Source organism: Aeromicrobium sp. CF3.5, from assembly GCF_051262695.1.
GTDB lineage: Bacteria > Actinomycetota > Actinomycetes > Propionibacteriales > Nocardioidaceae > Aeromicrobium.
The window spans coordinates 672,753-698,668 of sequence record NZ_JBIMEZ010000001.1 but is presented as its reverse complement, the minus strand read 5'-3'; the positions used below and the strand labels follow the sequence as shown (position 1 = coordinate 698,668).

Annotated in this window: 22 protein-coding genes and 1 tRNA gene; 11 read left to right on the top strand and 12 right to left on the bottom strand. The window is 68.1% G+C overall.

Features of this window, described 5'->3' with window-relative positions; all coding sequences use genetic code 11:
* Window positions 1–231: 231 nt before the first annotated feature.
* Complete coding sequence (locus ACHAA3_RS03565) at window positions 232–2,637, bottom strand: hypothetical protein (RefSeq protein WP_435707564.1); 2,406 nt, start codon at window positions 2,635–2,637, stop codon at window positions 232–234.
* Window positions 2,638–2,744: 107 nt separating this feature from the next.
* On the opposite strand from ACHAA3_RS03565, the gene ACHAA3_RS03560 reads away from it, so the two are divergent.
* From ACHAA3_RS03560 to ACHAA3_RS03550, 3 genes are read left to right on the top strand one after another with little or no spacing between them, the layout of a single operon-like run.
* Window positions 2,745–3,536: a hypothetical protein gene (locus tag ACHAA3_RS03560; protein WP_435707563.1), complete on the top strand. Its 792-nt coding sequence runs from the start codon at window positions 2,745–2,747 to the stop codon at window positions 3,534–3,536.
* Window positions 3,537–3,558: 22 nt separating this feature from the next.
* Window positions 3,559–5,817 carry a phosphoribosylformylglycinamidine synthase subunit PurL gene (purL, locus tag ACHAA3_RS03555; RefSeq protein ID WP_435707562.1) on the top strand — a complete coding sequence of 753 codons (2,259 nt, stop codon included), beginning with the start codon at window positions 3,559–3,561 and terminating at the stop codon, window positions 5,815–5,817.
* A 3-nt stretch (window positions 5,818–5,820) separates the two neighbouring features.
* Window positions 5,821–6,180 (top strand): sterol carrier family protein, encoded by a 360-nt coding sequence (locus tag ACHAA3_RS03550; protein ID WP_435707561.1) that lies wholly within the window; start codon window positions 5,821–5,823, stop codon window positions 6,178–6,180.
* A 151-nt stretch (window positions 6,181–6,331) separates the two neighbouring features.
* On the opposite strand, the gene ACHAA3_RS03545 is transcribed toward ACHAA3_RS03550, so the two are convergent.
* Together ACHAA3_RS03545 and ACHAA3_RS03540 are read right to left on the bottom strand one after the other, a co-directional pair.
* Complete coding sequence (locus ACHAA3_RS03545) at window positions 6,332–7,906, bottom strand: long-chain-fatty-acid--CoA ligase (protein WP_435707560.1); 1,575 nt, start codon at window positions 7,904–7,906, stop codon at window positions 6,332–6,334.
* A gap of 69 nt (window positions 7,907–7,975) precedes the next feature.
* Window positions 7,976–8,428 carry an SRPBCC family protein gene (locus ACHAA3_RS03540; RefSeq protein WP_435707559.1) on the bottom strand — a complete coding sequence of 151 codons (453 nt, stop codon included), beginning with the start codon at window positions 8,426–8,428 and terminating at the stop codon, window positions 7,976–7,978.
* A 54-nt stretch (window positions 8,429–8,482) separates the two neighbouring features.
* Between ACHAA3_RS03540 and purF the strand changes: the two genes are divergently transcribed.
* The 3 genes from purF to ACHAA3_RS03525 all read left to right on the top strand — a co-directional run bounded on the left by purF (window position 8,483) and on the right by ACHAA3_RS03525 (window position 11,547).
* Window positions 8,483–9,979 (top strand): amidophosphoribosyltransferase, encoded by a 1,497-nt coding sequence (gene purF, locus ACHAA3_RS03535; RefSeq protein ID WP_435707558.1) that lies wholly within the window; start codon window positions 8,483–8,485, stop codon window positions 9,977–9,979.
* A gap of 156 nt (window positions 9,980–10,135) precedes the next feature.
* Complete coding sequence (gene purM / locus ACHAA3_RS03530) at window positions 10,136–11,218, top strand: phosphoribosylformylglycinamidine cyclo-ligase (protein ID WP_435707557.1); 1,083 nt, start codon at window positions 10,136–10,138, stop codon at window positions 11,216–11,218.
* Window positions 11,219–11,376: 158 nt separating this feature from the next.
* Window positions 11,377–11,547 carry a DUF3073 domain-containing protein gene (locus ACHAA3_RS03525; protein ID WP_435707556.1) on the top strand — a complete coding sequence of 57 codons (171 nt, stop codon included), beginning with the start codon at window positions 11,377–11,379 and terminating at the stop codon, window positions 11,545–11,547.
* A 93-nt stretch (window positions 11,548–11,640) separates the two neighbouring features.
* Here the strand turns inward: ACHAA3_RS03525 and ACHAA3_RS03520 are convergent, their stop codons facing one another.
* From ACHAA3_RS03520 to ACHAA3_RS03510, 3 genes are all read right to left on the bottom strand, one after another.
* Window positions 11,641–12,804: a Glu/Leu/Phe/Val dehydrogenase dimerization domain-containing protein gene (locus tag ACHAA3_RS03520; RefSeq protein WP_435707555.1), complete on the bottom strand. Its 1,164-nt coding sequence runs from the start codon at window positions 12,802–12,804 to the stop codon at window positions 11,641–11,643.
* A gap of 63 nt (window positions 12,805–12,867) precedes the next feature.
* Complete coding sequence (locus tag ACHAA3_RS03515; RefSeq protein WP_435707554.1) at window positions 12,868–13,686, bottom strand: SDR family NAD(P)-dependent oxidoreductase; 819 nt, start codon at window positions 13,684–13,686, stop codon at window positions 12,868–12,870.
* Window positions 13,683–14,297 carry a TetR/AcrR family transcriptional regulator gene (locus ACHAA3_RS03510; RefSeq protein WP_435707553.1) on the bottom strand — a complete coding sequence of 205 codons (615 nt, stop codon included), beginning with the start codon at window positions 14,295–14,297 and terminating at the stop codon, window positions 13,683–13,685. Before ACHAA3_RS03510 ends, ACHAA3_RS03515 begins: the two co-directional genes overlap by 4 nt.
* Before the next feature lie 65 nt (window positions 14,298–14,362).
* On the opposite strand from ACHAA3_RS03510, the gene ACHAA3_RS03505 reads away from it, so the two are divergent.
* The 4 genes from ACHAA3_RS03505 to ACHAA3_RS03490 all read left to right on the top strand — a co-directional run bounded on the left by ACHAA3_RS03505 (window position 14,363) and on the right by ACHAA3_RS03490 (window position 18,109).
* Window positions 14,363–15,262 (top strand): sterol desaturase family protein, encoded by a 900-nt coding sequence (locus ACHAA3_RS03505; protein WP_435707552.1) that lies wholly within the window; start codon window positions 14,363–14,365, stop codon window positions 15,260–15,262.
* Window positions 15,263–15,340: 78 nt separating this feature from the next.
* Window positions 15,341–16,033 (top strand): ABC transporter permease, encoded by a 693-nt coding sequence (locus ACHAA3_RS03500; RefSeq protein WP_435707551.1) that lies wholly within the window; start codon window positions 15,341–15,343, stop codon window positions 16,031–16,033.
* A 40-nt stretch (window positions 16,034–16,073) separates the two neighbouring features.
* Window positions 16,074–17,261 carry an ABC transporter ATP-binding protein gene (locus ACHAA3_RS03495; protein ID WP_435707550.1) on the top strand — a complete coding sequence of 396 codons (1,188 nt, stop codon included), beginning with the start codon at window positions 16,074–16,076 and terminating at the stop codon, window positions 17,259–17,261.
* Window positions 17,258–18,109 (top strand): ABC transporter permease, encoded by an 852-nt coding sequence (locus tag ACHAA3_RS03490; RefSeq protein ID WP_435707549.1) that lies wholly within the window; start codon window positions 17,258–17,260, stop codon window positions 18,107–18,109. Before ACHAA3_RS03495 ends, ACHAA3_RS03490 begins: the two co-directional genes overlap by 4 nt.
* 278 nt (window positions 18,110–18,387) lie before the next feature.
* Here the strand turns inward: ACHAA3_RS03490 and ACHAA3_RS03485 are convergent, their stop codons facing one another.
* Together ACHAA3_RS03485 and ACHAA3_RS03480 are read right to left on the bottom strand one after the other, a co-directional pair.
* Window positions 18,388–19,329 carry a glycine betaine ABC transporter substrate-binding protein gene (locus ACHAA3_RS03485; RefSeq protein WP_435707548.1) on the bottom strand — a complete coding sequence of 314 codons (942 nt, stop codon included), beginning with the start codon at window positions 19,327–19,329 and terminating at the stop codon, window positions 18,388–18,390.
* 156 nt (window positions 19,330–19,485) lie between these two features.
* Window positions 19,486–20,241, bottom strand: coding sequence for an SDR family oxidoreductase (locus tag ACHAA3_RS03480; protein ID WP_435707547.1), 756 nt, complete (start codon window positions 20,239–20,241; stop codon window positions 19,486–19,488).
* Between the two features lie 47 nt (window positions 20,242–20,288).
* On the opposite strand from ACHAA3_RS03480, the gene ACHAA3_RS03475 reads away from it, so the two are divergent.
* Entirely contained in the window at window positions 20,289–21,929 is a 1,641-nt protein-coding gene (locus tag ACHAA3_RS03475; protein ID WP_435707546.1) for a fatty acid--CoA ligase, read from the top strand.
* Between the two features lie 72 nt (window positions 21,930–22,001).
* Here ACHAA3_RS03475 and ACHAA3_RS03470 read toward each other — a convergent pair whose 3' ends face one another.
* The 4 genes from ACHAA3_RS03470 to ACHAA3_RS03455 form a co-directional block, all read right to left on the bottom strand.
* Entirely contained in the window at window positions 22,002–23,315 is a 1,314-nt protein-coding gene (locus ACHAA3_RS03470) for a calcium-binding protein (protein ID WP_435707545.1), read from the bottom strand.
* Window positions 23,316–23,487: 172 nt separating this feature from the next.
* A tRNA-Phe gene (locus ACHAA3_RS03465) sits at window positions 23,488–23,561 on the bottom strand.
* 64 nt (window positions 23,562–23,625) lie between these two features.
* Window positions 23,626–24,981, bottom strand: coding sequence for a dipeptidase (locus ACHAA3_RS03460; protein ID WP_435707544.1), 1,356 nt, complete (start codon window positions 24,979–24,981; stop codon window positions 23,626–23,628).
* 158 nt (window positions 24,982–25,139) lie between these two features.
* The gene (locus tag ACHAA3_RS03455) at window positions 25,140–25,862 is read right to left on the bottom strand and encodes a PIG-L deacetylase family protein (RefSeq protein WP_435707543.1); all 723 of its coding nucleotides are present in this window, start codon (window positions 25,860–25,862) and stop codon (window positions 25,140–25,142) included.
* Window positions 25,863–25,916: the final 54 nt, after the last annotated feature.

Below are 25,916 nucleotides of genomic sequence, written 5' to 3'. Positions count from 1 at the left end.
CCCGCGACCGAGCGCACAGCGGGTGGGCCGAAGTCGAAGGCCAGTCCGCAGTGCCGACACACGCCCCGCTCGTCGATGTCATCGAGCAGATCGATCGGCGACTCGCAGGTCTCGCACAGCAGCAGAAGCTCGAGGTCGTGGCCGGTCGGTTGACGCGATGAAACACCCATGACGCCACGCTAGGACCGGGGTCGGACATTGCGGGCCCGACACGCCCTCGACAGCAGTGGGTCAGGGCGAGCGGGTGACCTTGCGGTGCTGCATGGGATCGGCGATCTGCGACAGTCGCAGGCGCTGCTCGGGTGTCATGTCGGAGGCGCGCCGAGCGATGTCGAGCGTGAACTGCGCGACCTCGGCGGCGAACAGGAATCGATCCTGCCGGTCGAGCTCCTCGGCCAGATCCACGAGGCGGTGCATGTCGTTGTCCCGGACCGCGTGCGCGAACGTCTTCCAGATCGCCGAGGTGCCGCTGGACGCGTCGACGGACTCGACCGCACTCAGCAGCGGCTTCAGGTGCATCGGCCCGCCGATCTGGACCGACAGCACCGCCGCGTCCACCTCGCAGAGCAGCAGGTCGTGCTCGCGAGCCTCGTCGATGACCGCCTGCAGGAGGTCCAGCGCTTCTTCAGGTTCACCGATGGCGTCGTGCACGCAGGCCTGGCAGATCATCAGCGTGAGCCGCGGCTGCCGGTGGGGTGGGGATGGTCGTTGGTGCGAGGCCTCGAGCAGCTCGTAGACGCCGTCGATGTCGCCGACCTGGGTGAGGATCTGGGCGGCCATGGCCTCGGCCCATCCGCGCATCTGGTGCGGGTCGCCGGCTGGGATACGAGTCAGGCACATCTGGGCCTGAGCCAGGGCAGCGCCGATGTCGCCGGAGTAGAAGGCCAGCATGCTCCACAGCGCAGCGCCGAGACGACCGAGATTGCCATAGGCGACCCCCGGCGCCGAGTAGCTGACCAGGGCCTCGCGGGCGCCCTCCAGGTCGGCCGCCGAGATGTGGGCCAGAATCTGTTGCTCGCGCACCAGATCCATGTAGAAGCTGCCGACCGGCCCGACAGCCTCCAGGTCGCGGACCGCCGTGGCCGCCATCTCGACCGCCTGGTCGGCGCGACTGGAGTGACGAAGGGTCGCTGACATCGTCATGCGGGCCAGAGCCTGGTTCGTGGGCGACAGCTGACCCGACATGGTCAGGGACAGCAGCGCCTTCTGGATCTGTGCGCCCGCGGACTGGAAGACCTCCCCGTACACGTGGCAGAGCTCGAGGGCAGCACCTCGCGCAGCGTCGTGCGGTGCGGTGTGAGCGCGCACGGTGTCGACCAGTTGGCTCGCCTCGTCGGGAGGCAGGTAGCGCTTCGCCCAGCGCAGATAAGCGAACAGGTCGTCATCGCCGATGGTCGCCGGATCGATCGACCGCAGCTGGGTGAGAAGCTCGTCGGCGGCGCCGATCTCGGCCAGGGCGTGACAGTGCTCGATGACCAGCTCAGGGAGGCGTTCGGCGATCGGGACCGCATCCACGACGGACTGGACGAGGCCGTATCGACAGGATGGATTGGCGTGTCGGACGGCCAGCAGTGCGAGATCAGGGGAGAGAGGTGCCCCCACGTCCACGTGCCAGCGAGCTGATCGCAGGGCGGTGATCGGGAGTCGCTCGCTGCGTTGCAGCCGAGCTCGGTACGTGTCGAAGAGCTCTCGACGGCGAGCGGTGTCGAGCTCGTGCAGGATGCTCAGACCCTCGACGGTCGACCTGAACTGCAGCACCTCACCGACCACCGCGAGGACACCGGCGGAGACGGTCTCGCTCACGACCTGGTCCCCGAAGATCTCCGTGGCCTCCCCGTGGTCGAGATGCATCGTCACAGCCGTCAGGTCGAGCAGGTCCCGGGCAACATGGGTGGCGGGAAAACGAGGCGAGAAGCGCTGCGTCGTGGCGACGAACCTCTCGTCGACCTCAGCATTGAGAACCGACTCATCGGTGACCAGCGTGCCGGCCAGGACTCGGATCTGGCCGGCACTGAAGCTGGCGTCGGCGAACTGCTTGAGCACGGCGTACGCGCCCTGCGACCGTTCCATCAGCAGCGCGACGGTCATGGGGTGCGGCCGGACGGAGAAGCGAATCGCGAGCAGCTGGGTGACGGTCGCCTCGTCCAGGGGCGGGATGTCGATCCGTTCGGCGCTGCGAGCGAATCGATGGGTCAGGGCCGCGGAGGGCGTCACGGTCGAGACCAGGCGGATGTGGCCCTCCTCGGCGAGGGTGGCCAGGACATCGTTCGAGCCCTGGTCGCAGAGCTCCGCCTCGCGCACGCACAGCGTGGGGCGGCCGAAGGTCTGGCCGATCGCGGTCAGCGCCTCGGCGGTGACCTGCGCGGTGGAGTCCTCCGGCTGCGCCCGAACGGTGGGCAACAGCTGGCTGATGGTTGAGTAGCGCACGGCCGTGGAGCCGACACTCGGTGCGTCCCGCCCCCAAGCGACTGGGGCGGACCGGCCAGCGAGTCTCTCGGCCAGCGATCCACGGTTGCTCCCGAGTGGACCGACGATCATCACGTGGTTGTGGTCGTCGAACAGTCGACGGGCACCTTCGACGAAGGACTCCGAGAACGCGGCGGGCCACGGGGTCAGCTCGATGTCAGCCTCACGCATGTGCTGCTCTCCTGCCTCCGTGGTCCGCTCCACCCTAGTCAGGTCAGATGGCGGCGTGTGCCGAGCGAGGTGTGTCGACCGGGGGCAGTTGGTCCTATCGTGACCCCATGAACCTGCGCGACGCCGCACTGCTTCCGCTTCGACTGTCCGTCGCCGCCACGCGCGCCACGCTGGGGGTCGGGCAGCTCGCCTCGCCACAAGGCCCGCTGCTGCGGCCCGGTGGCTACAACGAACGGCTGCGCGGCGTGCTGGCCGAAGGTGGGTTGGCCGATCAGCTCGGTCGCATCCTCGATGACGAGCGCGGACCGATCGCACTGGCCAACACGATCGCCGACCTGACGTCCCCGGACCGGCCCCTGGGCAAGGCGCTGGCGCGAGGCGGTCTGCTGGACCGCATGGCCGACGAGAAGGGTCCCTTCTTTCGCCTGCTGACCACCGGTGGGCCCCTGGACCGCCAGCTCGGTGAGGGCGGATCGTTGTTCCGCTTCCTCGAGCCCGACGGCCCACTGGACCGGCTGCTCGCCGAGACCGGACCGCTTCATCGGCTGTTGTTGGCCGGAGGTCCGCTCGATCGTCTCCTGGCGGACGACGGCGCAGTCGATCGGCTCCTGGTCGAGGGCGGTCTGGTCGACCAGATGGTCGCCGAGGACGGCATCATCGAGACGTTGCTCGCCCCCGGCGGCACTCTCGACCAGCTGCTCGCGCTGGGCGCCACCTTCGACGCGCTCGCGCCGCGCCTGCAAGAGCTGAGCGACGCGATTCCTGAGTTGAACGACGCCGTCGCGACGCTCAGCGGGGCCGTCGAGCCTCTGGGCGCCCTCGCGGGGCGCCTGCCCGGCGGTCGGCGTCGCGGAGCGGCCGCGCTGGAGCCCGGGTCGGTCGACCGCACGAGCCAGTAGGGCGCAGCGATAGGATCGATCGGTGACCGCAGGCCGCCAGCTCGACACCGTCCATCTCGCCTCCACGACCCCCGATCGCGCGCAGCCGTGGGCCGAGCTCGGTCTCAAGGCCGACGAGTACGACCAGATCCGCGAGATCCTCGGGCGCCGCCCCACGGGTGCCGAGCTCGCCATGTACTCGGTCATGTGGAGCGAGCACTGCTCCTACAAGTCCTCCAAGGTGCACCTGAAGAAGTTCGGCGACCTTCCGCAGGAGACGCCGCTGGGCAAGACCTTGGCCGGCATCGGCGAGAACGCCGGCGTCATCGACATCGGTCAGGGCTATGCGGTCACCTTCAAGGTCGAGTCGCACAACCACCCGTCCTACGTCGAGCCCCACCAGGGAGCCGCCACGGGAGTCGGTGGCATCGTCCGCGACATCCTGGCCATGGGAGCCCGCCCCGTCGCCGTCATGGACCCGCTGCGATTCGGTGCCCTGGATGCCCCCGACACACGTCGGGTCCTGCCGGGGATCGTCTCGGGAGTCGGCAGCTACGGAAACTGCCTGGGGTTGCCGAACATCGGCGGCGAGGTCGTGTTCGACGACAGCTACGTCGGCAACCCACTGGTCAACGCGTTGTGCGTCGGCGTGCTGCGCCACGAGGACCTCCACCTGGCCTTCGCTTCCGGGGTCGGCAACAAGGTTGTGCTGTACGGCGCTCGCACCGGTGGCGATGGCATCGGCGGCGTGTCGGTCCTGGCGTCGGAGACCTTCGACGAGGGTGGACCCGCCAAGCGGCCCAGCGTCCAGGTCGGCGATCCGTTCATGGAGAAGCTGCTGATCGAGTGCACGCTGGAGCTGTTCGCGGCCCGTGTCGTCAACGGCATCCAGGATCTGGGCGGGGCTGGCCTGTCGTGCGCCACCTCCGAGCTCGCGTCCGCCGGCGACGGAGGCATGCACGTCGAGCTCGACACGGTGCCGTTGCGCGACTCGACGCTGTCGCCCGAGGAGATTCTCATGAGCGAGAGCCAGGAACGCATGATGGCGGTCGTCGAGCCGCACCACCTCGACGCATTCATGGAGATCTGCGCGAAGTGGGACGTCGAGGCCGTGGTGGTCGGAGAGGTCACCGATGGTGATCACCTGGTCATCGACTGGCACGGTGAGACCGTGGTGGACGTGCCGCCGCGGTCCGTCGCCCACGACGGGCCGACCTACCAGCGACCCTTCGCGCGGCCGGCCGACCAGGACGCGCTGCAGGCCGACGTCGCTGAGCGACTGGACCGCCCGCAGAGTGCTGATGCGCTGCGCGACCAGGTGGTGGCTGTGGTCACGTCGCCGAACATGGCCGACAAGAGCTGGATCACCGATCAGTACGACCGCTACGTGCAGGGCAACACCGTGCTGGCCCAGCCCGAGGACGCCGGCATCGTGCGCATCGACCCCGACACCCATCTGGGCGTCGCCGTGTCCACCGACTGCAACGGCCGGTTCGCACGCCTCGATCCCTACGCGGGTGCGCAGCTCGCGCTCGCCGAGTCCTACCGCAACGTCGCTGTCGCGGGTGGGATTCCCCTGGCGGTCAGCGACTGCCTCAACTTCGGTTCGCCCGAGAACCCCGACGTGATGTGGCAGTTCGAGCGGGCCACGCATGGATTGAAGGATGGGTGTGCCGAGCTGGGCATCCCGGTCACGGGTGGCAACGTCTCGTTCTACAACCAGACCGGCGACACACCGATCCTGCCGACTCCTGTCGTGGGAGTGCTCGGCGTGGTGCCCGATGTGCGCCGCCGACTCGCGCAGGGCTTCACCGCAGGTGGCGCTCACATCGTGCTGCTGGGGGAGACCCGCGAGGAGCTGTCGGGCTCGACCTGGGCCGATGTCGTGCACGGTCATCTGGGTGGACTGCCCCCGCGGGTGGACCTGGCGGCTGAACGTGCGCTGGCCGAGCTGATGGCCGAGGCCACGCGGTCCGAGCTGCTGGAGTCCGCGCACGACCTGTCCGACGGCGGACTCGTCATGGCGCTGGCCGAGGCGACCTTCGCCCACGGCATCGGAGCCGCCGTGGTGCTCGACGACGCGTTCGTCGACCTGTTCAGCGAGTCGTCCGCCCGCGCGGTGGTCGTGGTCGCTCCACACCTGCACGAGCAGCTCGTCGACCTGGCACAGGCGCACGGCGTCCCCCTCGCGTCGATCGGCCGCACCGGGGGCAGCACGTTGGAGGTCCAGGACCAGTTCGTGCTCGACGTGGCCGAGCTGCGGGCTGCATGGGCCGCGACCATTCCTTCGGCACTCGCCTGATTCGTGAGCCGGCGTGATCGCTCCCTGCCCGCCGATCAGGTCCGCGAGATCGTCGATCGGATCGACGCGGGCGGGGCCGATCGGGCCGATCTGAAGGCCTTGACGTGGCATCTGCTGACCGTGCTGACCGAACGGTTTCCGGGAGCGTCGGTCGAGGTGCGGGTCCCGCCGTTCGCCGTGGTGCAGTGCATCGAGGGCGCACGCCACACGCGGGGCACCCCACCGGCCGTGGTGGAGATGGACGCCCCCACCTGGATCAACCTGGCGCTCGGTCGGACCCCGTGGACCGATGCGGTCGTGAGGGCGTCGGGGGAGAGGTCGGACCTCTCGGCACTGCTCCCGTTGATCGACGAGCCCACCTGACGGCACCGATCCGCTGAACATTTTGTGTGCTGAAGAGCGTTTCGCCACTCGGTGTCTGAAATATTTTGCCGGTAGACTGCCAGATGCGGCCCCGGTCCCACCCCTGGATGACCGGGGCCGTACTTCATCTCACCGGATCGACCCGGCTCGTTCACACCTGACGGGCTCCGTCTCCCCAGTAGGTCTTGCGCAGGTCCCGCTTGAGGATCTTGCCCGACGGATTGCGCGGCAGGGCGTCGATCACGTCGATCGACCGTGGCGTCTTGTACGGGGCCATGCGTTCGCGGCAGAACGCGATGAGCTCGTCGGCCGTGGCCGATGCTCCGGGGGTGAACACGACCACTGCCTTGACCGTCTCGCCCCACCGGTCGTCGGGGACGCCGATGATCGCGACCTCGCTGACGGCAGGGTGCTCGGCCAGCACGCGCTCGACCTCGGGGGAGTACACGTTCTCTCCACCGCTGATGATCATGTCCTTGATCCGGTCCTCGACGAACATGAAGCCGTCCTCGTCGAGGCGGCCGACATCACCGGTGCGCAGCCAACCCTCGGAGAACAGCTCCTCGGTGGCCTCGGGCTTGCCGAGGTAGCCCACGGTGGCCTGCGGGGTGCGGAACCAGATCTCCCCCGACGATCCCGTCGGCACGTCGATCAGCGTGCCGGGGTCGACGATGCGAACCTCGGCGTGCCGCACCGGTCGACCGGCCGACACGAGTCGCTCGGGGTGGGACTCGTCGCGGTGCGCCGCATCGTCGAGCACCGTGACGACGCCGCACATCTCGGTCATGCCGTAGACCTGCTGGAAGTTGGTGTCGGGCCAGGCCGCCAAGGCTTCGCGCAGCACCGGCAGCGGCATGGGGGCGGCGCCGTAGCCGAAGCCCTTGAGGCGGGAGAACAGGCCCATCGCCTCGGGACCGGCGGCCTCCAGCGCTGCCACCACGGCCGGTACCAGGAAGGCATGGGTGCAGCCGGCCAGCATGGCGCCGGCGAGCAGCTGGGGATCGACCTCGGGAACGATGTAGCCGGCAACACCGACCGTGGGGCCGAGCAGTGCGTACGACGTGCCGCCGACATGGAACATCGGCATGGCAATGAGCATCATGTCGGTCGAGCTGTCGTACACCTGGTCGCCCAGGCCGTTGACGCAGTGCTCAGCCATCGCAGCCTGGGTCAGCTGCACGCCCTTGGGTCGTCCCGTGGTGCCGGAGCTGTATATCACGACGCACACGTCGTCCGGCTCGACCGCTGCGTCCCGAGGGAGCGCTTCAGCGTCGGCGAGCCACTGCTCATAGGTGTCGTCGGGTCCGCCGATCACGATGATCGTGCGAGCGTGCTCGAGCCGATCGCGCACGAGATCCAGCTGCGGCAGGAGCTGGTGGCCGACCAGGACGACCTCGGCGCGGCAGTCGTTGAGCACGTAGTCGAGCTCGTCCCCGGCGAGGCGCCAGTTCACGACCGTGGTCGATGCGCCGATCTGGCAGCCCCCGAGGAGCACCTGTAGAACGGCGGGATTGTTCTTCTCCAGGACCGCGACGTTGTCGCCGCGTCCCACGCCGGCGGCGTTCAGCGCGCCAGCAGCCCGTCCCACAGATTCCCAGGCCTGGCTCCAGGACCAGGTCCGGTCGCCGAAGACCCAGCACGTCTGGTCGGGAACCTGATCGGCGCGATGTTCCAGGAAGTCGGGAAGGAACGTGGCGGCGGGGATGTCCATCGCGGATTCGGGCATGGGATGGTGGCTCCTCGGTGTGACGACAGTCACGCCACCCTAGACGAGTGAGCGAGGCCCGTCGGAGAGCTAGGTCGTCTCGACCAGCTCGGAGATCCGCTCCAGGGTCTTGCGCATGGCCTTCTCGGTGGCGGCCGGCATCGAGGTGCGCTTGACCAGGAAGGCTCCGCGCTCGTCGCTGATGTCCCAGGTCTCCTTGACGACAGTGCCCTCGGTGGTGGGTTCCAGCTCGTAGCGCCAGATGCGGCCACCGATCAGACCCTTGAACCCGGTGGTCTTCCAGGCGATGCGGCGGCCCTGCTCGAACTCCACGATCTCGTTGACGGTGGAGTAGTTGGCGCCCATGTGCATGGACATGCCGAAGGTCGTGCCCATCGTGAGTGGCACGGAGTCGCCCTTGGGTCCGCGCAGCGACCCCGACCCATCGATCTGCTGGTGCTTGGCTGCGTCGGACAGGTAGGCGAAGATCACCTCCGGCGTGGCGGCGATGGTGCGCTGGACGGTGATCGAGTCGCTCTTCATGGCTTCATTCGATCACGTGCGCGGGCTCTCGGCTTGTCCCCCTACACTGGAAGGGTGCCCCGCGGAGACGGACGACTCACCCATGAGCTCGACCCCCAGGACGCCGGACCGCAAGATGCCTGTGGCGTCTTCGGTGTCTGGGCGCCCGGTGAAGAGGTCGCCAAGCTCACCTACTTCGGGCTGTACGCCTTGCAGCACCGCGGCCAGGAGTCAGCGGGCATCGCGGTCAGCAATCGCCGCCAGATCTTGGTGTACAAGGACATGGGTCTCGTCTCGCAGGTGTTCGACGAGTCCACGTTGGAGTCACTCAAGGGCGAGATCGCGGTGGGCCACTCGCGCTACTCCACGACGGGCGCCAGCGTGTGGCACAACGCCCAGCCGACCTTCCGTCCCACCGCGACCGGATCGGTGGCGCTCGGGCACAACGGCAACCTGACCAACACCCATGAGCTCGTCGACATCCTGAACGCGCGTCTCGCCGAGCAGGGCGAGACCCTGGGCCGGGGCGAGGGGGCCACCTCGGACACGTCCGTGATGGCCTCGCTGCTGGGCTCCTACCCCGACCGGTCGGTCGAGGAGGCGGCGCTCGAGGTGCTCCCCATGCTCCGGGGCGCCTTCTCGTTGGTCTTCATGGACGAGAACACCCTGTATGCCGCACGCGATCCGCAGGGTATCCGTCCTCTGGTGCTGGGGCGGCTCGAGCGAGGCTGGGTCGTGGCGAGCGAGACCGCAGCGCTGGACATCGTCGGCGCCTCGTTCATCCGTGAGGTCCAGCCCGGTGAGTTCATCGCGATCGACGAGGACGGTCTGCGGACCGAGAGCTTCGCCGAGCCGGCACCCAAGGGCTGCCTGTTCGAGTACGTGTACCTCGCCCGTCCGGACACCACCATCTCCGATCAGCGGATCTTCAGCGTGCGCGCCGAGATCGGCCGCCGGTTGGCTCGCACCCACCCGGTCGAGGCCGACCTCGTCATCCCGGTGCCGGAGTCCGGCACGCCTGCAGCCATCGGGTACGCCGAGGAGAGCGGCATCCCGTTCGGGCACGGCCTCGTCAAGAACTCGTACGTCGGCCGCACCTTCATCCAGCCGTCGCAGACCATCCGCCAGCTGGGTATCCGGCTCAAGCTCAACCCGCTGCGCGACGTCATCGAGGGCAAGCGGCTCGTCGTGGTCGACGACTCGATCGTGCGGGGCAACACCCAGCGGGCCCTGGTGCGCATGCTGCGCGAGTTCGGGGCGGCCGAGGTGCACGTGCGGATCTCCAGCCCGCCGGTCAAGTGGCCGTGCTTCTACGGCATCGACTTCGCCTCGCGCGCCGAGCTGATCGCCAACGGCATCAGTGTCGACGAGATCTGCCGGTCGGTGGGGGCGGACTCCCTGCGCTACGTCGATCTCGACGAGCTGATCGAGGCCACCCAGGTGCCGAAGGACAACCTGTGCCGTGCGTGCTTCGACGGCATCTACCCGGTTCCGCTGCCCGACGACGAGCTCATCGGCAAGCACTTCCTGGAGGCGCCCGCCGCCACCACGACCCTCAAGGTCATTTCATGAGCGGGCGTCAGCGAGCGATGATGGGTCACCTCGCACGGGGACGCTCCTACGGTGGGTTTTCACAGGACGTGTCCGCATGAGCGAGCGTCAGCGAGCGATGATGGATCACCTCATGCGGGGACGCTCCTATGGTGGGTTTTCACAGGACGTGTCCGCATGAGCGGGTCTACCGACTACGCCGCGGCCGGTGTGTCGGTCGAGGAGGGTGACCGGGCAGTCGAGCTCATGAAGGAATGGGTGGACAAGGCGCGGCGCCCCGAGGTCGTGGGGGGCATCGGCGGCTTCGCTGGCCTGTTCGACGCCTCGGCTCTGAAGAACTACGCCCGACCGCTGCTGGCCACGTCGGCCGACGGCGTCGGGACCAAGGTCCAGATCGCGCAACGCATGGACGTGCACGACACCATCGGATTCGACCTGGTGGGCATGCTTGTCGACGACCTGGTGGTGTGCGGCGCCGAACCGCTGTTCATGACCGACTACATCGCGTGCGGCAAGGTGGTGCCCGAGCGCATCGCCGCCATCGTCAAGGGGATCGCGCAAGCCTGCGCCGAGACCGGCACGGCCCTGCTCGGTGGCGAGACCGCCGAGCACCCCGGGCTCCTCGGCATCGACGAGTACGACATGGCTGGATCGACCACCGGCGTCGTCGAGGCGGACCGTCTGCTCGGGCCCGAGCTCGTGCAGCCCGGCGATGTCGTCGTCGCCATGGCGGCCAGTGGCCTGCACTCCAACGGCTACTCGCTGGTGCGGCACGTGTTCTTCGGTGGCCAGAATCGCGACGGTGCTGCCTGGGACCTGGACCGGCACGTGCCCGAGTTCGGCTCGACCCTCGGCGAGCAGCTGCTGATCCCCACGCGCCTGTACACCAAGCCGTGTCTCGCCCTCGCAGACCAGGTCGCCGTGCATGCGATGTCCCACATCACCGGCGGCGGGCTCGCTGCCAACCTGGCTCGGGTCATACCCGAGACGGTGTCGGTCCGGGTCGATCGCTCCACCTGGTCACCCCAGCCGATCTTCGGGCTGGTCGGTGACCTTGGCTCGATCGAGCGGCCGGCGCTCGAGCAGGCTCTCAACATGGGGGTCGGCATGATCGCGCTGGTCGCGCCGGACGCCGCCGAGGCAGCCCTCGCGCTGCTGTCCGAGCACAAGGTGGATGCCTGGATCGCCGGTGAGGTCGGCGCTGCTGACCAGCACGGTCCCGGCGGCACCGTCACGATGGTCGGCGATCACCCCGCCTGAGGCTCGCGAGGCACTTCGGACCCGTCCTCGGGCCGCCTCCTCCCTCGAACGCGTGAGCGACACGCGTCGCGGTGGGGTCGGTGCGCGCCTTTTCGGGGACGGCAGGTAGGCTGACGACACGACATCGAGACTATTTTTCTGCGAGGGGGTCGAACCTTATGGGTCGCGGCCGTGCGAAAGCCAAACAGACCAAAGTCGCGCGCGATTTGAAGTATCGGACACCTGATACCGACTTCAACACGCTGCAGCGCGAGCTCCATGGGGAGTCGGGCGATCCGATTCCGGAGCAGTATCGAGACGTCGATCGAGAAGACCCAGCTGCCAGTTGAGCTGGTCACGACGCATGACTGGGCTGAGCCCGTCCCGCGAGTGACGCAGATCGGGTGGTTTCGGATGCCCATCTGCGCCACTCGCGGGAGCGGTCAGCCCAGGTAGATCGAGCGCAGACGCCCGACGTCACGCATGCGCTGCTCGGCGACCCGGTCCGCTGCATGCGACGGTGACACGCCCTGCTCGGCGGCGTGGGTGAGCACCTCGAGCGTGGTGTCGTAGATCTTGGTGGCTTGCGCCTTGGCGCGGTCGAAGTCGAATCCGGACGGGTCCAGCTCGTCGGCCACCTGCATGACGCCGCCAGAGTTGACGCAGTAGTCGGGCGCGTACACGATGCCTCGCTCGACGAGTCGCTTCTCGACACCGTCGTGGGCCAGCTGGTTGTTGGCCGCGCCGCACACGATCTTGGCCTGCAGCAGCTCGACGACCTGATCGTCGAGCGCGCCACCCAGGGCACAGGGCGCGTAGATGTCGAGAGGCTCTCGGACCAGGGCGTCGACGCTGTCGACGACCCGCAGCTCGGGGTGCTCGGCGGTCATCGCCTCGAGCGCCGGAGCCCAGGGATCGGTGATGACGACGTGCGCACCCTCGTCGAGCAGGTGGCGGACCAGGTGCTTGCCGACCTTGCCGACGCCCGCGACGCCGACGGTGCGTCCGCCGAGCGAGGCGTCACCCCACACGTGCTGGGCAGACGCCCGCATGCCCTGGTAGACGCCGAAGGCAGTGAGCACCGAGGAGTCTCCGGCGCCGCCGTGCTCGACGGTGCGTCCCGTGACGTAGTCGCACTCGCGGGCGATGAGGTCCATGTCGGGGCTGAAGGTGCCGACGTCGCACGCGGTGAAGTAGCGACCGTTGAGGGTCTGCACGAACCGGCCGTAGGCGCGCAGCAGCGCCTCGGTCTTGATCGCCAGAGGGTCACCGATGATGACGGCCTTGCCGCCACCGAGGTCCAGGCCGGCCAGCGCGTTCTTGTAGGCCATGCCCTGCGAGAGATTGAGGACATCGGTGAGGGCCTCGGCCTCCGACGCATAGGGGTGGAATCGGGTGCCGCCGAGCGCCGGGCCGAGGGCCGTGGAGTAGATCGCGATGATCGCCTTGAGGCCCGAGGCCTCGTCGTGGCAGAAGACGACCTGCTCGTGGTGGGTGCCGAACGCGGACGGGTTGCTTGGAGTGTTCACGGTGGTGCTCTCTTTGATCGGTGTCGACGCGGCGTTGGTGGGCCGCATCATCGGTTGCCACGGGGTGATGTGGCTCACGGCCGATGGTACGCCGTGCGAGAGCTCGGCCTGGTCCTGGAGGCCGTTCGACATCTCCGCTGGTCAGTGTCGCGATGACGCGCGCTTCAACGAGGCGTCCATGCGGCGGAACAGCGGCCGGGTCAGTCCAACGGTGAGTCCGGGCACCGTGGCCATCGCGATCTCGCCGAGGACGCCGCTGCGGCGCGAGATGCGGGCCGGCCGCTTCTCGACGGCCCGCACCAGCCACCCGGCTGCATCGGCCGGCGACATCATCGGCATGGCTGAGTAGATCGAGGTGGCGCCGGACATCTCGGTCCGCACCATCGGGAAGTACACGATGGTCGACGTCACGCCTCCGCCCGATCCAGAGCTGCCGCCCAGCTCGGCGGCCAGCGAACGCGCGAACGACTCGAGTGCTGACTTGCTGGCCAGATAGGCCGAGAACAGCGGGATGGGGATCTGGGTGGACAGGGTCGAGGAGACCACCACGTGGCCGTGGCCCTGCTCGACGAATCGGGGCACGAGGGCGAGCGTCAGGCGCACCGCAGCGAGGTAGTTGATGGCCATGGTGCGCTCGTGGTCGTGGGCGCGATCGGTGGACTCGTTGATGGGTCTGCGGATCGAGCGGGCGGCGTTGTTGACGAGGACGTCGATGACCGGGTGATCGGCCAGCAGCTGGCGAGAGAGCGCGTCGCAGGAGTCGGAATCGGTCAGGTCGGTCGGGTAGAGGTGCGCCACGCCGCCGGCGGCTCGAATGTCGCCGCCCACCAGCTCGAGCTCGGCGGCGCGACGGGCCACGAGACACACCGTGGCGCCGCGGTCGGCCAGCTGGCGTGCCGCTTGGGCGCCGATGCCACTGGAGGCGCCAGTGATCACGACGGTGCGGCCGGCCAGGGTCATGACCCCGCCTCTGCGAACAGGCTTGCGATGAGTCGCTCGCAGCGAAGCAACATCTGGTCGGCCGACTCGTGGGGGTGCTCGATCCACCAGGCCATCAGGGAGTCGACGATGCCCAGCCACACCCGTGTCATGGCGTCGACGTCGAGCTCGTCGGTCACGCCGGCCGCCGCCAGCATCTCGGCGACACCCTCACGGGCCAGCCGGTGGGTGCGCGCGGTGAACGCCCCGGTGGCGTCGGCGATGGGGCCGGTGGTCGGAGCCGTGGGGTCGACCACGATGCGCCAGAGGTGCCGGCGGTCCTCGAGCAGCTCGAACATCGCTGCCAAGGTGTTGACGCCTCGTTGGAGGCCCATGACGTCGTGGCGGGCCACCCGCTCGATCTCCTCGGCCAACAACGTCCCGGCCTGCTGGATGCAGGCCAGGAACAGACCCTCCTTGGACCCGAAGTAGTTGTAGACCAAGGGCTTGGAGATTCCCGCCTGGTCGGCGATGTCGGCGATCGACGTGGCGGCGTAACCGTGGGTGCCGAAGGCCCGGGCCGCGACGTCGAGGATCTGGCTCTCGCGGTCGACGCGCGGAACACCCTTGGTGCCGGCTGTGGAGCGAACCATGCCGACACCCTACCCGAGCGCCTGACTTCGTGGTAACTTACTCCAGAGTCATATAAGGAGTGGTCATGGACGACGTGCTCGATCCGCTGAAGAACCCGGTCACCTGGGCGGCTCCGTTCTTCGTGCTCACGATCCTGTTCGAGATGGGCGCCCTGCGCTGGCTGGACCACGACGACTCGGTGACCGGCTACGCCCTCAAGGACGCGCGAGCCTCGATCTCGATGGGTGTGGGGTCGCTGGTGTTCCTGACCGCCTTCAAGGTGCTCACGTTCTTCGCGTTCATCGCGATCTACACCTACGTGGCGCCGTTCCAGCTGCCCACGGACACCTGGTGGTACTGGGTGCTGGTGGTGCTCGGCCTCGATCTCGCGTACTACGGCCACCACCGGTTCTGCCACCGGGTGCGGGTCGGGTGGGCGGGCCACCAGGCACATCACTCGAGTGAGTTCATGAACTTCGGCACTGCGCTGCGACAGAAGTGGAACCCGTGGTTCGAGTTCTTCTTCTGGCTGCCGCTGCCCCTGCTCGGCTTCGCGCCCTGGACGATCTACGTGGCCTTCGGGGTCAACCTGATCTACCAGTTCTACGTGCACACCGAGCTGGTCGACCGCATGTGGCGACCGATCGAGTACATCTTCAACACGCCGTCGCACCACCGGGTGCACCACGGCAGCGATCCGGAGTACCTGGACAAGAACTACGGCGGGATCCTGATCATCTGGGATCGGATGTTCGGGACCTTCACCCGCGAGGAGCATCGCCCCACCTACGGGTTGACCCACCAGGTCGACACCTACAACCTGTTGCGCCTGCAGTACGGCGACTACGTGCAGATGGTTCGCGACGTGCGGCACGCCCGGACGTGGCGCGACAGACTCGGCTACGTCTGGGGACCACCGGGCTGGACGCCGGGCGTCGAGGATCTCAGCTCCACTCAGGAGACCCAGTCTCTTCCCAGAAGGTGAGTGTTCCTGCCCCGTTGAGGTGACGATGCAGTGACGAAGAAGCATTTCCCACGGTGCGCGAGCCCTCAGGTGCGTATGGTGGGCTGGTCCATCGCCATCGGGAAGGCAGCTGTGGAAGCGCTCGGAAACTGGTTCACGTACGTCAACGACAACTTCGAATTCATCCTGGAAGCGATTCTGGCGCACGCCCGGATCTCCTTGACGGTGATCGCCTTCGCGACCGTCTTTTCGGTCCTGCTGGGCGTGCTCATCCAGCAACGTCCGGTCGCACGGGTTCTGGCCCTGACGATCTCGGGCATCATGCTGACCATCCCGTCGCTGGCCATGTTCGCCCTGTTCATCCCGATCTTCGGCATCGGCAACCGCCCCGCGATGGTGGCGCTGTTCCTGTACGCGATCCTGCCGATCCTGCGCAACACGGTGACCGGTCTCGATGCGGTCCCCCCCGCAGTGGTGGAGTCGGCCAAGGGCATGGGCATGAGCTCGGTCCAGCAGCTGTTCCGGGTGAAGCTGCCCTTGGCGTGGCCGGTGATCATGACCGGCATTCGCATCTCGACCCTGTTGGTCGTGTCGATCGCCGCGATCGCGGTCCTGGTGGGTGGTGACGGTCTCGGTACCTACATCCAGGCCGGTCTGACGCGCCTCGGCCTGCCGAACGCGGCGAACTCGGTGTGGGTCGGTGTCGTGTTCACGGTCCTGCTCGGACTCGTCCTCGACGTCATCTTCGCCCTCATCCAACGTCTGACCACCCCCCGCGGCCTCAAGGCCTGAAACCCCTGCGGCCTGAACGCGGCCGCATCGAGAGGAACTCATGAGCACAGAGCCGACGGCGACCACGAGCAAAGAGCCGAAGATTCGTCTGGACCGAGTGGGCAAGACCTACCCGGGAACCAAGACGCCTGCAGTCGAAGAACTGACCCTTGAGGTGCAGGAGGGCGAGATCCTCGTCCTCGTGGGTCCCTCGGGCTGCGGCAAGAGCACGACGCTGCGCCTCATCAACCGCATGATCGAGCCGAGCACCGGCAAGATCCTGCTCGACGGTGAGGACGTCACCGACGCGAACCCCGACAAGCTGCGACGACGCATCGGTTACGTCATCCAGCAGATCGGTCTGTTCCCGCACCAGACCATCTCGCAGAACATCGCGACGGTGCCCAAGATGCTCGGCTGGGACAAGGCACGCATCACCGAACAGGTGGAGAACCTTCTGTCCACGGTCGGCCTCGACCCCGACGTCTACCGCGACCGCTTCCCCAAGGAGCTGTCCGGCGGCCAGGCGCAGCGTGTGGGCGTGGCCCGCGCCCTGGGTGCCGATCCGGACATCATGTTGATGGATGAGCCGTTCGGTGCGATCGACCCCATCACCCGCGACCGCCTGCAGAACGAGTTCCTGCGTCTGCAGGCCGAGCTGCACAAGACCATCGTGTTCGTCACCCACGACATCGATGAGGCGATCAAGATGGGCGACCGCATCGCGATCCTCGGCGACCGCAGCACCATCCGCCAGATCGACACCCCCGAGCGCATCCTCGCCTACCCGGTCGATGAGTTCGTGGATGACTTCATCGGCGCCGGTTCGACCATCAAGGGTCTGAACTTCTTGCAGGTCGGGTCGCTGAAGCAGGTCGAGTACCCGTCGATCACGAGCAACGAGCCCGCAGACGTCGGTATTGCTCGGCTCGACCAGGCCTATCAGGAGTGGTTGGTCCTGACCGACGAGCAGCGTCGCCCACTGCGCTGGATCCGGCGCGAGGACCTGTCCGGACCCATCCCGCGTGACGGTGAGATCGGCGAGCCGGTCGGGGAGACGCTGCGCACCGACGACACGCTGTTCCACGCGCTGGAGCTGATGGTGCAGTCCGCGGCCGGTCAGACGGTCGTGGTCGATGCGCAGGGCGCCTACGCGGGAGTGGTGGACACCACGCACCTCAACCAGGCCATCCGTCGCGCCCAGCGTGAGGCGCAGCTGCACTACGAGGAGCTGGAGGCCAACGCATGAGTCAGTCCACCCTTGACTCCTCTACGGCCGACGGCGCCACCGACGCCGATCCGCGGTCCGAAGGCATCGACGAGCCCACGGCCGTCAAGAAGGGACCGCCCGGTGCCGCCGGAGTGCTCGAACGTGTGGGACTGGTCGTCGCTCCGTTCCTGATCGCTGGCCTCGCGGGGCTGCTGGCCTGGTACCACCACAGCCTCGACCTCGCGAACGCCCCGCGTCAGCAGTCCTCGGCGCTCGACTGGTCGACCAAGCTGCGCCCGCAGATGATCGAGCACATCGAGATCGCTGCGGCCTCGACGGCGCTGGTGATCTTGATCGCGGTGCCACTCGGCATCCTGCTGACCCGTCCGGCACTGCGCCGGATCGGTCCGCCGGTCCTGACGATCGCGAACGCGGGTCAGGCGCTGCCCGCCTACGGCCTGCTGGTGCTCGGACTCGTGATCGCTGGCCAAGGGCAGCTGACCGTGGTCTACGCGCTGACGCTGTACGCCCTGCTGCCCGTGCTGCGCAACACGATGGTCGGCCTTGAGGCCGTCGACAGCAACGTCATCGAAGCGGGCCGTGGCATGGGCATGACGCGCATGGGGGTGCTGGCGCGGATCGAGCTGCCCCTGGCCGTGCCGATCATCGTGGCCGGTGTCCGCATCGCCATGATCATCAACATCGGCATGACCACGCTGGCGTTCCTGATCGGCGGTGGCGCTCTCGGCATCACGATCAGCTCCGGCCTGAAGCTGAACCAGAACCCCGTGCTGATCGTCGGGGCGGTCCTGGTGGCCATCGTCGCCCTGACCTTCGACTGGGTCGGTGCGGTCGCCGAGCGCACGCTGAAGCCGCGCGGCCTCTGACGCACGGCTGAGACCACGACGCCGCCAGTCCCCACGTGGGGCTGGCGGCGTCGTCGCGCGCGCCGCCCTGACCGCTGACGAGTCACGGAGACTCACCCACGAGTCACTCAGTGCCTCCTGCCGTGACTCGTCGGCGGGTCTGCGTGACTCGTGGCCGGGCCTGCGTGACTCGTCGGCGATCTCGCAGGAGGCCGCTCACACGACAACGCCGCCGAACCCCGGAAGGGATTCGGCGGCGTGGCCTGACGTCGCCCGAGGGCGGGTCGATCAGCTGCTGATCAGAGGACTCCGATGTCCTCGAGGTAGGTCTGCGCGACCCGCTCGGCCGGCATGCCGTCGACGTCGACCATGGCGTTGAGCTCAGCCATCTTGTCGTTGTCCAGACCATCGAAGATGGCCGTGCCGAGCTCGTCGTAGACGTCAGCGTTGGCGTCGTAGAGCTCGTTGTCCATGGTGAACGAGGCGTTGTAGATGATCATCGCGCCCGGATCCTCGACGAGCTCGAGGTTCAGTGCGGTGATGCGACCGTCGGTCGTGAAGACCTCGCCGAAGTCACAGTTGTTGTCCGCCGTCTCGGTGTAGATCAGGCCGGTGTCGAGGATCTGCGACTGGCTGCGCGGCAGCTCGTAACCGGTGGACTCTTCCCACAGCACCAGACCGTCGGGACGGTCGGGGAACTCGGTCTCCATGCAGACCGTGGCGTCGGGGTTGGCCTCGAGGTAGGCAGCCATGGAGTCGAAGTCGAATCCGCCCTCGGCCTCGGCCAGGTCGCCGTTGGCAGCGAAGCCGTAGGTGTTGTTGAACTCCGAGGTGCCGATCCACTTGATGTTGTTCTCCGCGAGGTCGGCCTCGGCGGTCACTTCGTACAGCTCGGTCGGGTCGGAGCTGGGATCCTCGTTGCCGAGGAAGACAGTCCAGCCGGTGCCGTTGTAGTCGGGGTACACGTCGATGTCGCCGCTGGTCAGCGCGTCGCGGTTGACCGAGGTGCCGCCGAGGTTGATCTGCTTGTCGACGTCGGCGCCCTCGTTCTCCAGCGCCTGGGCGTACATCTCACCGAGCAGGATGTTCTCGGTGAAGTCCTTGGAGCCAACGGACACGGACACACCGTCGAGGCGATCGGATGCGGCGTCGCCGCCTCCGCTGTCTCCGCCGCAGGCCGCGAGGCCCAGAGTCATGGCCAGACCCGCGGACATGGCCGCGATCTTCACACTCTTGCGCATCTACATTTTCCTTTGGTTGATTGCAATGTCGGGCGCCCGCGCGTGCCGGATCGTGATCAGGACGGCCGCTTCTGGGGCACCATGAACCCTAGAGTGGATCGGCGTCGCATGTGGACACGTCACCCAATCGCAACGTTCGTCTCACGGGGAAGGGCGTCAGAGGGCGCGGCCCAGACCACCGTCGACAGCGATCATGGTGCCGCTGACGAACCCTGCGGCAGGGGAGAGCACGAACGCTGCCACGCGGCCGAACTCGTCGGGCTGGCCGTAGCGGCGCAGCGGGACCGTGGCCTCGTGCGCGGCTCGGGCCGCGGCCGGGTCGTTGGCCAACGAGTCGAGGTACCCGACCCGTGCGGTGTCGATCCGGCCCGGCAGGAGCCCGTTGACGCGAATGCCCCGTGGGCCGAGCTCGTCGGCCATGGTCTTGGCCGCCATGGCGAGCCCGGGCCGCAGGCCGTTGGAGATCGCCAGCCCACCGACGGGTGCCTTGACCGAGGTGGACAGCACGAAGGCGATCGAGCCGCCCTCGTCGAGCTCACCTGCCACCGTGCGTGCCAGGCGCACGGCTCCGAGGAACACCGACTGGAAGGCCGTGGTCCACTGCTCGTCCGTGATGTCGGTCATCGACCCGCCCGGTGGACCGCCGACACTGATCAGCGCACCGTCGAGAGAGCCGAAGGCATCGCGTGCGGAGGCGATCAGGCGGTCGGGCGTTTCCGGATCGGCGTTGTCCGCCGCGACCCCGACCGCGTGGTCGCCCAGCTCGGCGACCGCTGCGTCGACCGACTCCTGGCTGCGCGAGGAGACGACGACGTGGGCGCCGTCGGCCACCAGTGCGCGCGCGGTGGCGAGCCCGAGACCGCCGGTGCCGCCGGTGACGATGTACGTGCGGTCGCGAAGGTCCAGGTCCATGCCCGCCAGCCTAGGATGTGAGACAGGACACTCTTCAGGAGGCACTCGTGCGCAGCACCATGCAGGACTTTCCGCTGACCATCGGTTCGATCCTGCGGCACGGCACGCAGGTCCACGGCGACTCCGAGGTGGTGACGGCCACGCCGAACGGATCGCGCCGCACCTCCTACGCCGAGGTGGGACGACAGGCCGCCAGACTGGCCAACGGTCTGCGATCCCTGGGGCTCACCGGTGATCAGCGGGTCGCGACGTTCCAGTGGAACAACACCGAGCACCTCATCGCCTACCTGGCGGTCCCGTCGATGGGCGCGGTGCTGCACACGCTGAACATCCGCCTCTTCCCCGAGCAGCTGGTCTACGTGGCCAACCACGCCGAGGACACGGTGGTCATCGTCGACGACTCACTCGTGCCGCTGCTGGCACCCCACGTTCCGCAGCTCGAGACCGTCACCCACGTGATCGTCGCCGGCCCCGATGCGGCGACGACCGACGTGAGCGAGCTGCGCGCCTCGGGCAAGGAGGTCGTGCTGTTCGACGACCTGCTCGCCGACCAGCCCGACACGTTCGACTGGCCTGAGATCGACGAGCGCGACGCCGCCGCGATGTGTTACACCAGCGGCACCACAGGCAATCCCAAGGGCGTCGTCTACAGCCACCGGTCGACCTGGCTGCACTCGCAGTCGGTGTGCACCGGCGCCGTGGCGGGGCTGACCGCGCACGACCGCGTGCTGCCCATCGTGCCGATGTTCCACGCCAACGCCTGGGGCCTGGCCTACGCCGCGATGATGAGCGGCGCGTCATTGACGATGCCGGACCGGTGGTTGCAGGCCGAGCCGTTGGTGCGATTCATCCTCGACGAGTCGCCCACGTTGTCCGGCGCGGTCCCCACGGTGTGGAACGACATCCTGGGTCACCTCGACGCCCATCCCGACATCTCGTTGGGCACGATCCGCGAGATCCTGGCGGGCGGCTCGGCCGTGCCGCTGGCGTTGCAGAAGGGTCTGCAGGAGCGACACGGACTGCACGTCAAGCAGGCCTGGGGCATGACCGAGACGTCACCGGTCGCCACGGCCGCCGGAATTCCGCTGGGCGTCGAGGGCGACGACGAGTGGCCCTACCGGGCCGGTCAGGGACGCTTCGTGGTCGGCGTCGAGGCTCGCATCGTGGCCGACGACGGCGCCGTGATGCCGCGCGATGGGCAGAGCGTCGGCGAGGTCGAGGTGCGCGGTCCCTGGGTCACGGGGTCGTACTACGAGTCGGAGGACCCGGAAGCCGTGGAGAAGTTCGACCAGGGCTGGTTGCGCACCGGTGACGTCGGACACCTGGACGCTCTGGGGTACCTGACCCTGACTGACCGGGCCAAGGACGTCATCAAGTCCGGCGGGGAGTGGATCTCCTCGGTCGAGCTGGAGAACGCCCTGATGGCGCACGATGCCGTGGTCGAGGCGGCCGTGGTGGGCATCCCGGACGAGAAGTGGGACGAGCGACCCCTGGCCTCGGTCGTGGTGCGCGACGGCGCCTCGGTGACGCGCGAGGAGCTGCGCGAGTTCCTGAGCTCGAGCTTCGCGAAGTGGCAGCTGCCCGACGCCTGGGCGTTCATCGACGAGGTGCCCAAGACGTCGGTCGGCAAGTTCGACAAGAAGGTCCTGCGCCGTCGTTACGCGGCCGGCGACCTCCCGGTGGACTGACCACCGGCACCGGTCCGGACACACAGAACGGGCACCTCCGCGAGGAGGTGCCCGTTCGTCGTGCGGGGTGTGTCAGACCATCGACTTGCGGTGACGTCCCGCGGCCACGAGCGCGCCGCCGACGACCATGGCAGCGAGGCCGGCCGGCACGAGCGCGCCGAGCGTGTCGCCGGCTCCGGCGTTCGGCAGCACGGCGTTGCCGTTGGTGCCGCCGGCAACGGGCTGCGCAGCGACGAGGTTGTTGTCGGCGATGTCGTCGTCATCGACCTCGTTGCCGACCGGGTCGACGTCGTTGTCGTTGTCGACCGGGGGGTCAACGGGGTTGGTCGGGTCGACCGGAGGATCGACCGGATCGGTGGGATCGACCGGATCGACACACACGGGGCTGTCGACGGCGTTGATCATCAGGTTGAACGCAGCGATCGAGGTCGGCCCCGTCTCGCCGCGCGTGGCCGAGTACTGGAACTCGAAGTCGCCGGCCTCGCAGGCGGCCGAGTAGCTGAAGACGCCAGTCTCCGCGTCGAGCATGGCGCCGATGAAGCTGGCCGGGATCGAGCCGATGAAGCCGTAGACGATGGGGAGCGTCTCGCGGGCCTCGTCGGAGAGCTGCTCGTCGTTGGCGGACAGGTCGAAGCTTCCCGCCTCGCCCTGCGTGCCCTCGAACGAGTCGGCCACGGTGCAGGCCAGGTCGTCGCCGATGCCGCCGATGAGGGTGTCCAGGCCGGCCTGGCCGCACAGCAGGTCGTTGCCGTTGCCCCCGTTGAGCGTGTCGGCGCCGGCGCCGCCGTTGAGGGTGTCGTTGTTGTTGCCGCCGTTGAGGATGTCGTTACCGTCATCGCCGTTGAGGGTGTCGTCGCCGTTGCCGCCGTCGAGCTCGTCGTCGCCAAGGCCACCGCTGACGGTGTCGTTGCCGGCACCACCGTTGATGTCGTCGTTGCCGGCGCCACCGTCGACCAGATCGTCGCCGGAGCCGCCGTCGATGATGTCGGCTCCGTTGCCGCCGTTGATGAGGTCGCCGTCATTGCCGCCGTTGATGGTGTCGTTGCCGTCGCCACCCGTGATGTCGTCGATGCCGTTACCGCCGTTGATGGTGTCGTTGCCACCTCCACCGCTGAGGATGTCGTCGTCGTTCCCGCCATCGATGACGTCGTCGCCGCCGCGGCCGTTGATGATGTCCTCGCCGATTCCGCCATTGGCCGTGTCGGCCTGGCCGGTGCCGATGATGATGTCGTCACCGGTGGTGCCGGGGAAGTCTTCGGCGAAGGCGGCGCTGGGCGCCATGGCGAGCACCACGGCCACACCGAGAGCGGCAATGGGGTGGTGCTTGGAGCGGGTGCGGGTGGTCCTGAGACCGTGGGGAGTTCCGGTGCGATGGCGAGGAGACATGAGGGGCCTTCCGAGAAACGCCCATGGCGTTTCGGGTTCAGTGGGTGCGGGCGCAACGGGATACGCGCGACTGAACACTCGCGTTCACTGAAAGGAGAAAGATTCTTCGGAATCTCTCATCGTCCTCCCAGGCGGGACGGCGAAGCCGAGAAATCGGTGACGGGTGACGGGGTGGCCAGGGCCGGGATCGAACCGGCGACCTACCGCTTTTCAGGCGGTCGCTCGTACCAACTGAGCTACCTGGCCGTACGCGGGGAGACTTTACCGGATGGTCCGTCCGCCCCACCAATCGCTTCGACAGTTCGTGGCGTCACTCCACCTCGGCGAGTCGCTGCAGCAGGAGCGCCTCGGCGATGCAGACACGCTCGAACTCGGCGAGGTGCAGTCCCTCGTCGATCCCGTGGGCGCGGGTGTCGGGATCCTCCACACCGGTCACCAGCACGGCAGCGTCGGGGAAGATGCGAGCGAACTCGGCGATGAACGGGATCGAACCGCCCATGCCCATGTCGACCGGGTCGGTGCCGTTCCACGCCTCGCGGAAGGCCGTCCGGGCGGCGTCGTAGGCCGGGCCGACGGCGTCGACCTCGAACGGATCGCCGATCTCGCCCCGCTCGACCTCGACGTGGGCGCCGAAGGGAGCGTTGTCCTGCAGGTGACGTTCGAGCGCATCGAGGTGTGCCGCGGCATCGCCGCCAGGGGCGACGCGCATGCTGATCTTGGCTCGGGCGCTGGGGGCGAGGGTGTTGGACGCCGTGTCGACCGCCGGCGCATCGATCCCGATGACGCTGATGGCCGGTTCGGCCCACAGTCGCTGAACCGCAGAGCCGATGCCGATCTGCTGCACACCGTCGAGCACGGATGACTCCGCGCGCAGGCGGTCCTCGGGGTACTCCAGGTCTGCGGCGATCCCGTGATGCAGATCAGCGACCGCGACCGAGCCGTCGGGTGCGTGCAAGGTCGCCAGCAGCTGGCACAACGTGGTCAGTGCATCGGGCACGACGCCGCCCCAGATGCCGGAGTGCACGGCATGGTCGAGCGTGCGCACCGTGACCTCGCAGTCGACGAGCCCGCGCAGGGTGACCGTGAGGGCCGGAACGCCGATGTCCCAGTTGGCGGAGTCGGCGATGACGATGGCGTCGGCCGCCAGCTCGTCGCGATGGGCCTCCAGCAGGGACACCAGCGAGGGGGACCCGGACTCCTCTTCGCCCTCGACGAACACCGTGACGCCGACCGGCGGATTCGCGTCATGGGCACGAAATGCGGCCAGGTGAGCGGCCAGGCCGGCCTTGTCATCGGCTGCGCCGCGCGCGTAGAGACGGTCGCCACGGCGGGTCGGCTCGAACGGGGGAGAGGTCCACAGGTTCGGGTCACCCGTCGGCTGCACGTCGTGGTGGGCGTACAGCAGCACGGTCGGCGCGCCGGGCGGTGCCGGGTGGTGGGCAATCACGGCGGGAGCGCCGCCGGCTTCCACGATCGACGTCTGCGCGAAACCTGCTTCGCGGAGCAACCGCTCGACCTCGCGTGCGCTGTGGTGCACGTCGTCGTGGTGCTCGGGCTGCGCCCACACCGACGGGATCCGCACCAGCTGCTCGAGATCGTCCAGCAGCGCGGGCATCAGGGCACGAACACGAGCAGCGAGGTCGTCGGAGCGGGTCGATTCAGCCATGGCCCCACTGTGCCCCAGCCCCGAGCCCGCTGAGGAGTCACGTAGGCCCGGTGACGAGTCACGGAGGACCATCGACGAGTCACGGAGAACCGGTGACGAGTCGTCGAAGTGACTCCTCGCCGGGTCTCCGTGACTCGTCAGCGAACCTCCGTGACTCGTCAGCGGTCAGGCGACGACCAGCCGAGCCGATCACCGGTCCGCCTCGCCCCACCTTCGAGGAACCGGCGGGGATCGAAGTCGTCCCAGCCCAGCCCCTTGATGTAGGCCGCGTGTGCGGTCAGTGACGCCACGCCCTGATCAAAGGTCTCAGTGACGTCGACGCCGTGAGTGGAGTGCGGTGAGGCGAAGGCCAGCACCGCGCCGACGCCTCCCCATGGCTGGAGGCCCTGCTCAGGATCAGAGCTCAGCTGCTCGGGGAAGACCCAGCGATTTCCGGCGTCGCGAACTGCATCGAGCACGGCCCGACCTGTGGCGATGTGATCGGCCTGGTTCAGGTTCTCGCCGTCCCAGGTGTCGCGGAAGTTGCCGGTGACGACGACATCGGGTCGGAAGCGGCGCACCGCCTCGGCGATGACGGCCCGCAGCGGTACGCCGTACTCCAGGACCCCGTCGCGCTCGCCGAGGAACTCCACGTGATCCACCCCCACGAGGTGGGCCGAGGTGATCTGCTCGGCCTCACGCAAGGGCCGGCACTCCTCGGGCGGGATGCCGTCGATGCCGGCCTCGCCGCTGGTGACCATGACGTAGCCGACGGTCTTGCCCTGGCCGGTCCATCGGGCCACCGCTGCCGCGGCGCCGAACTCCAGGTCGTCGGGGTGCGCCACGACGCACAGGACACGCTCGAAGTTCTCGGACAGAGGCTGCAGTGGCGTCGGCTCCATGACCTCATCATCGCCGCACACGACGAGACCCACATACCCGGTGGGCATGTGGGT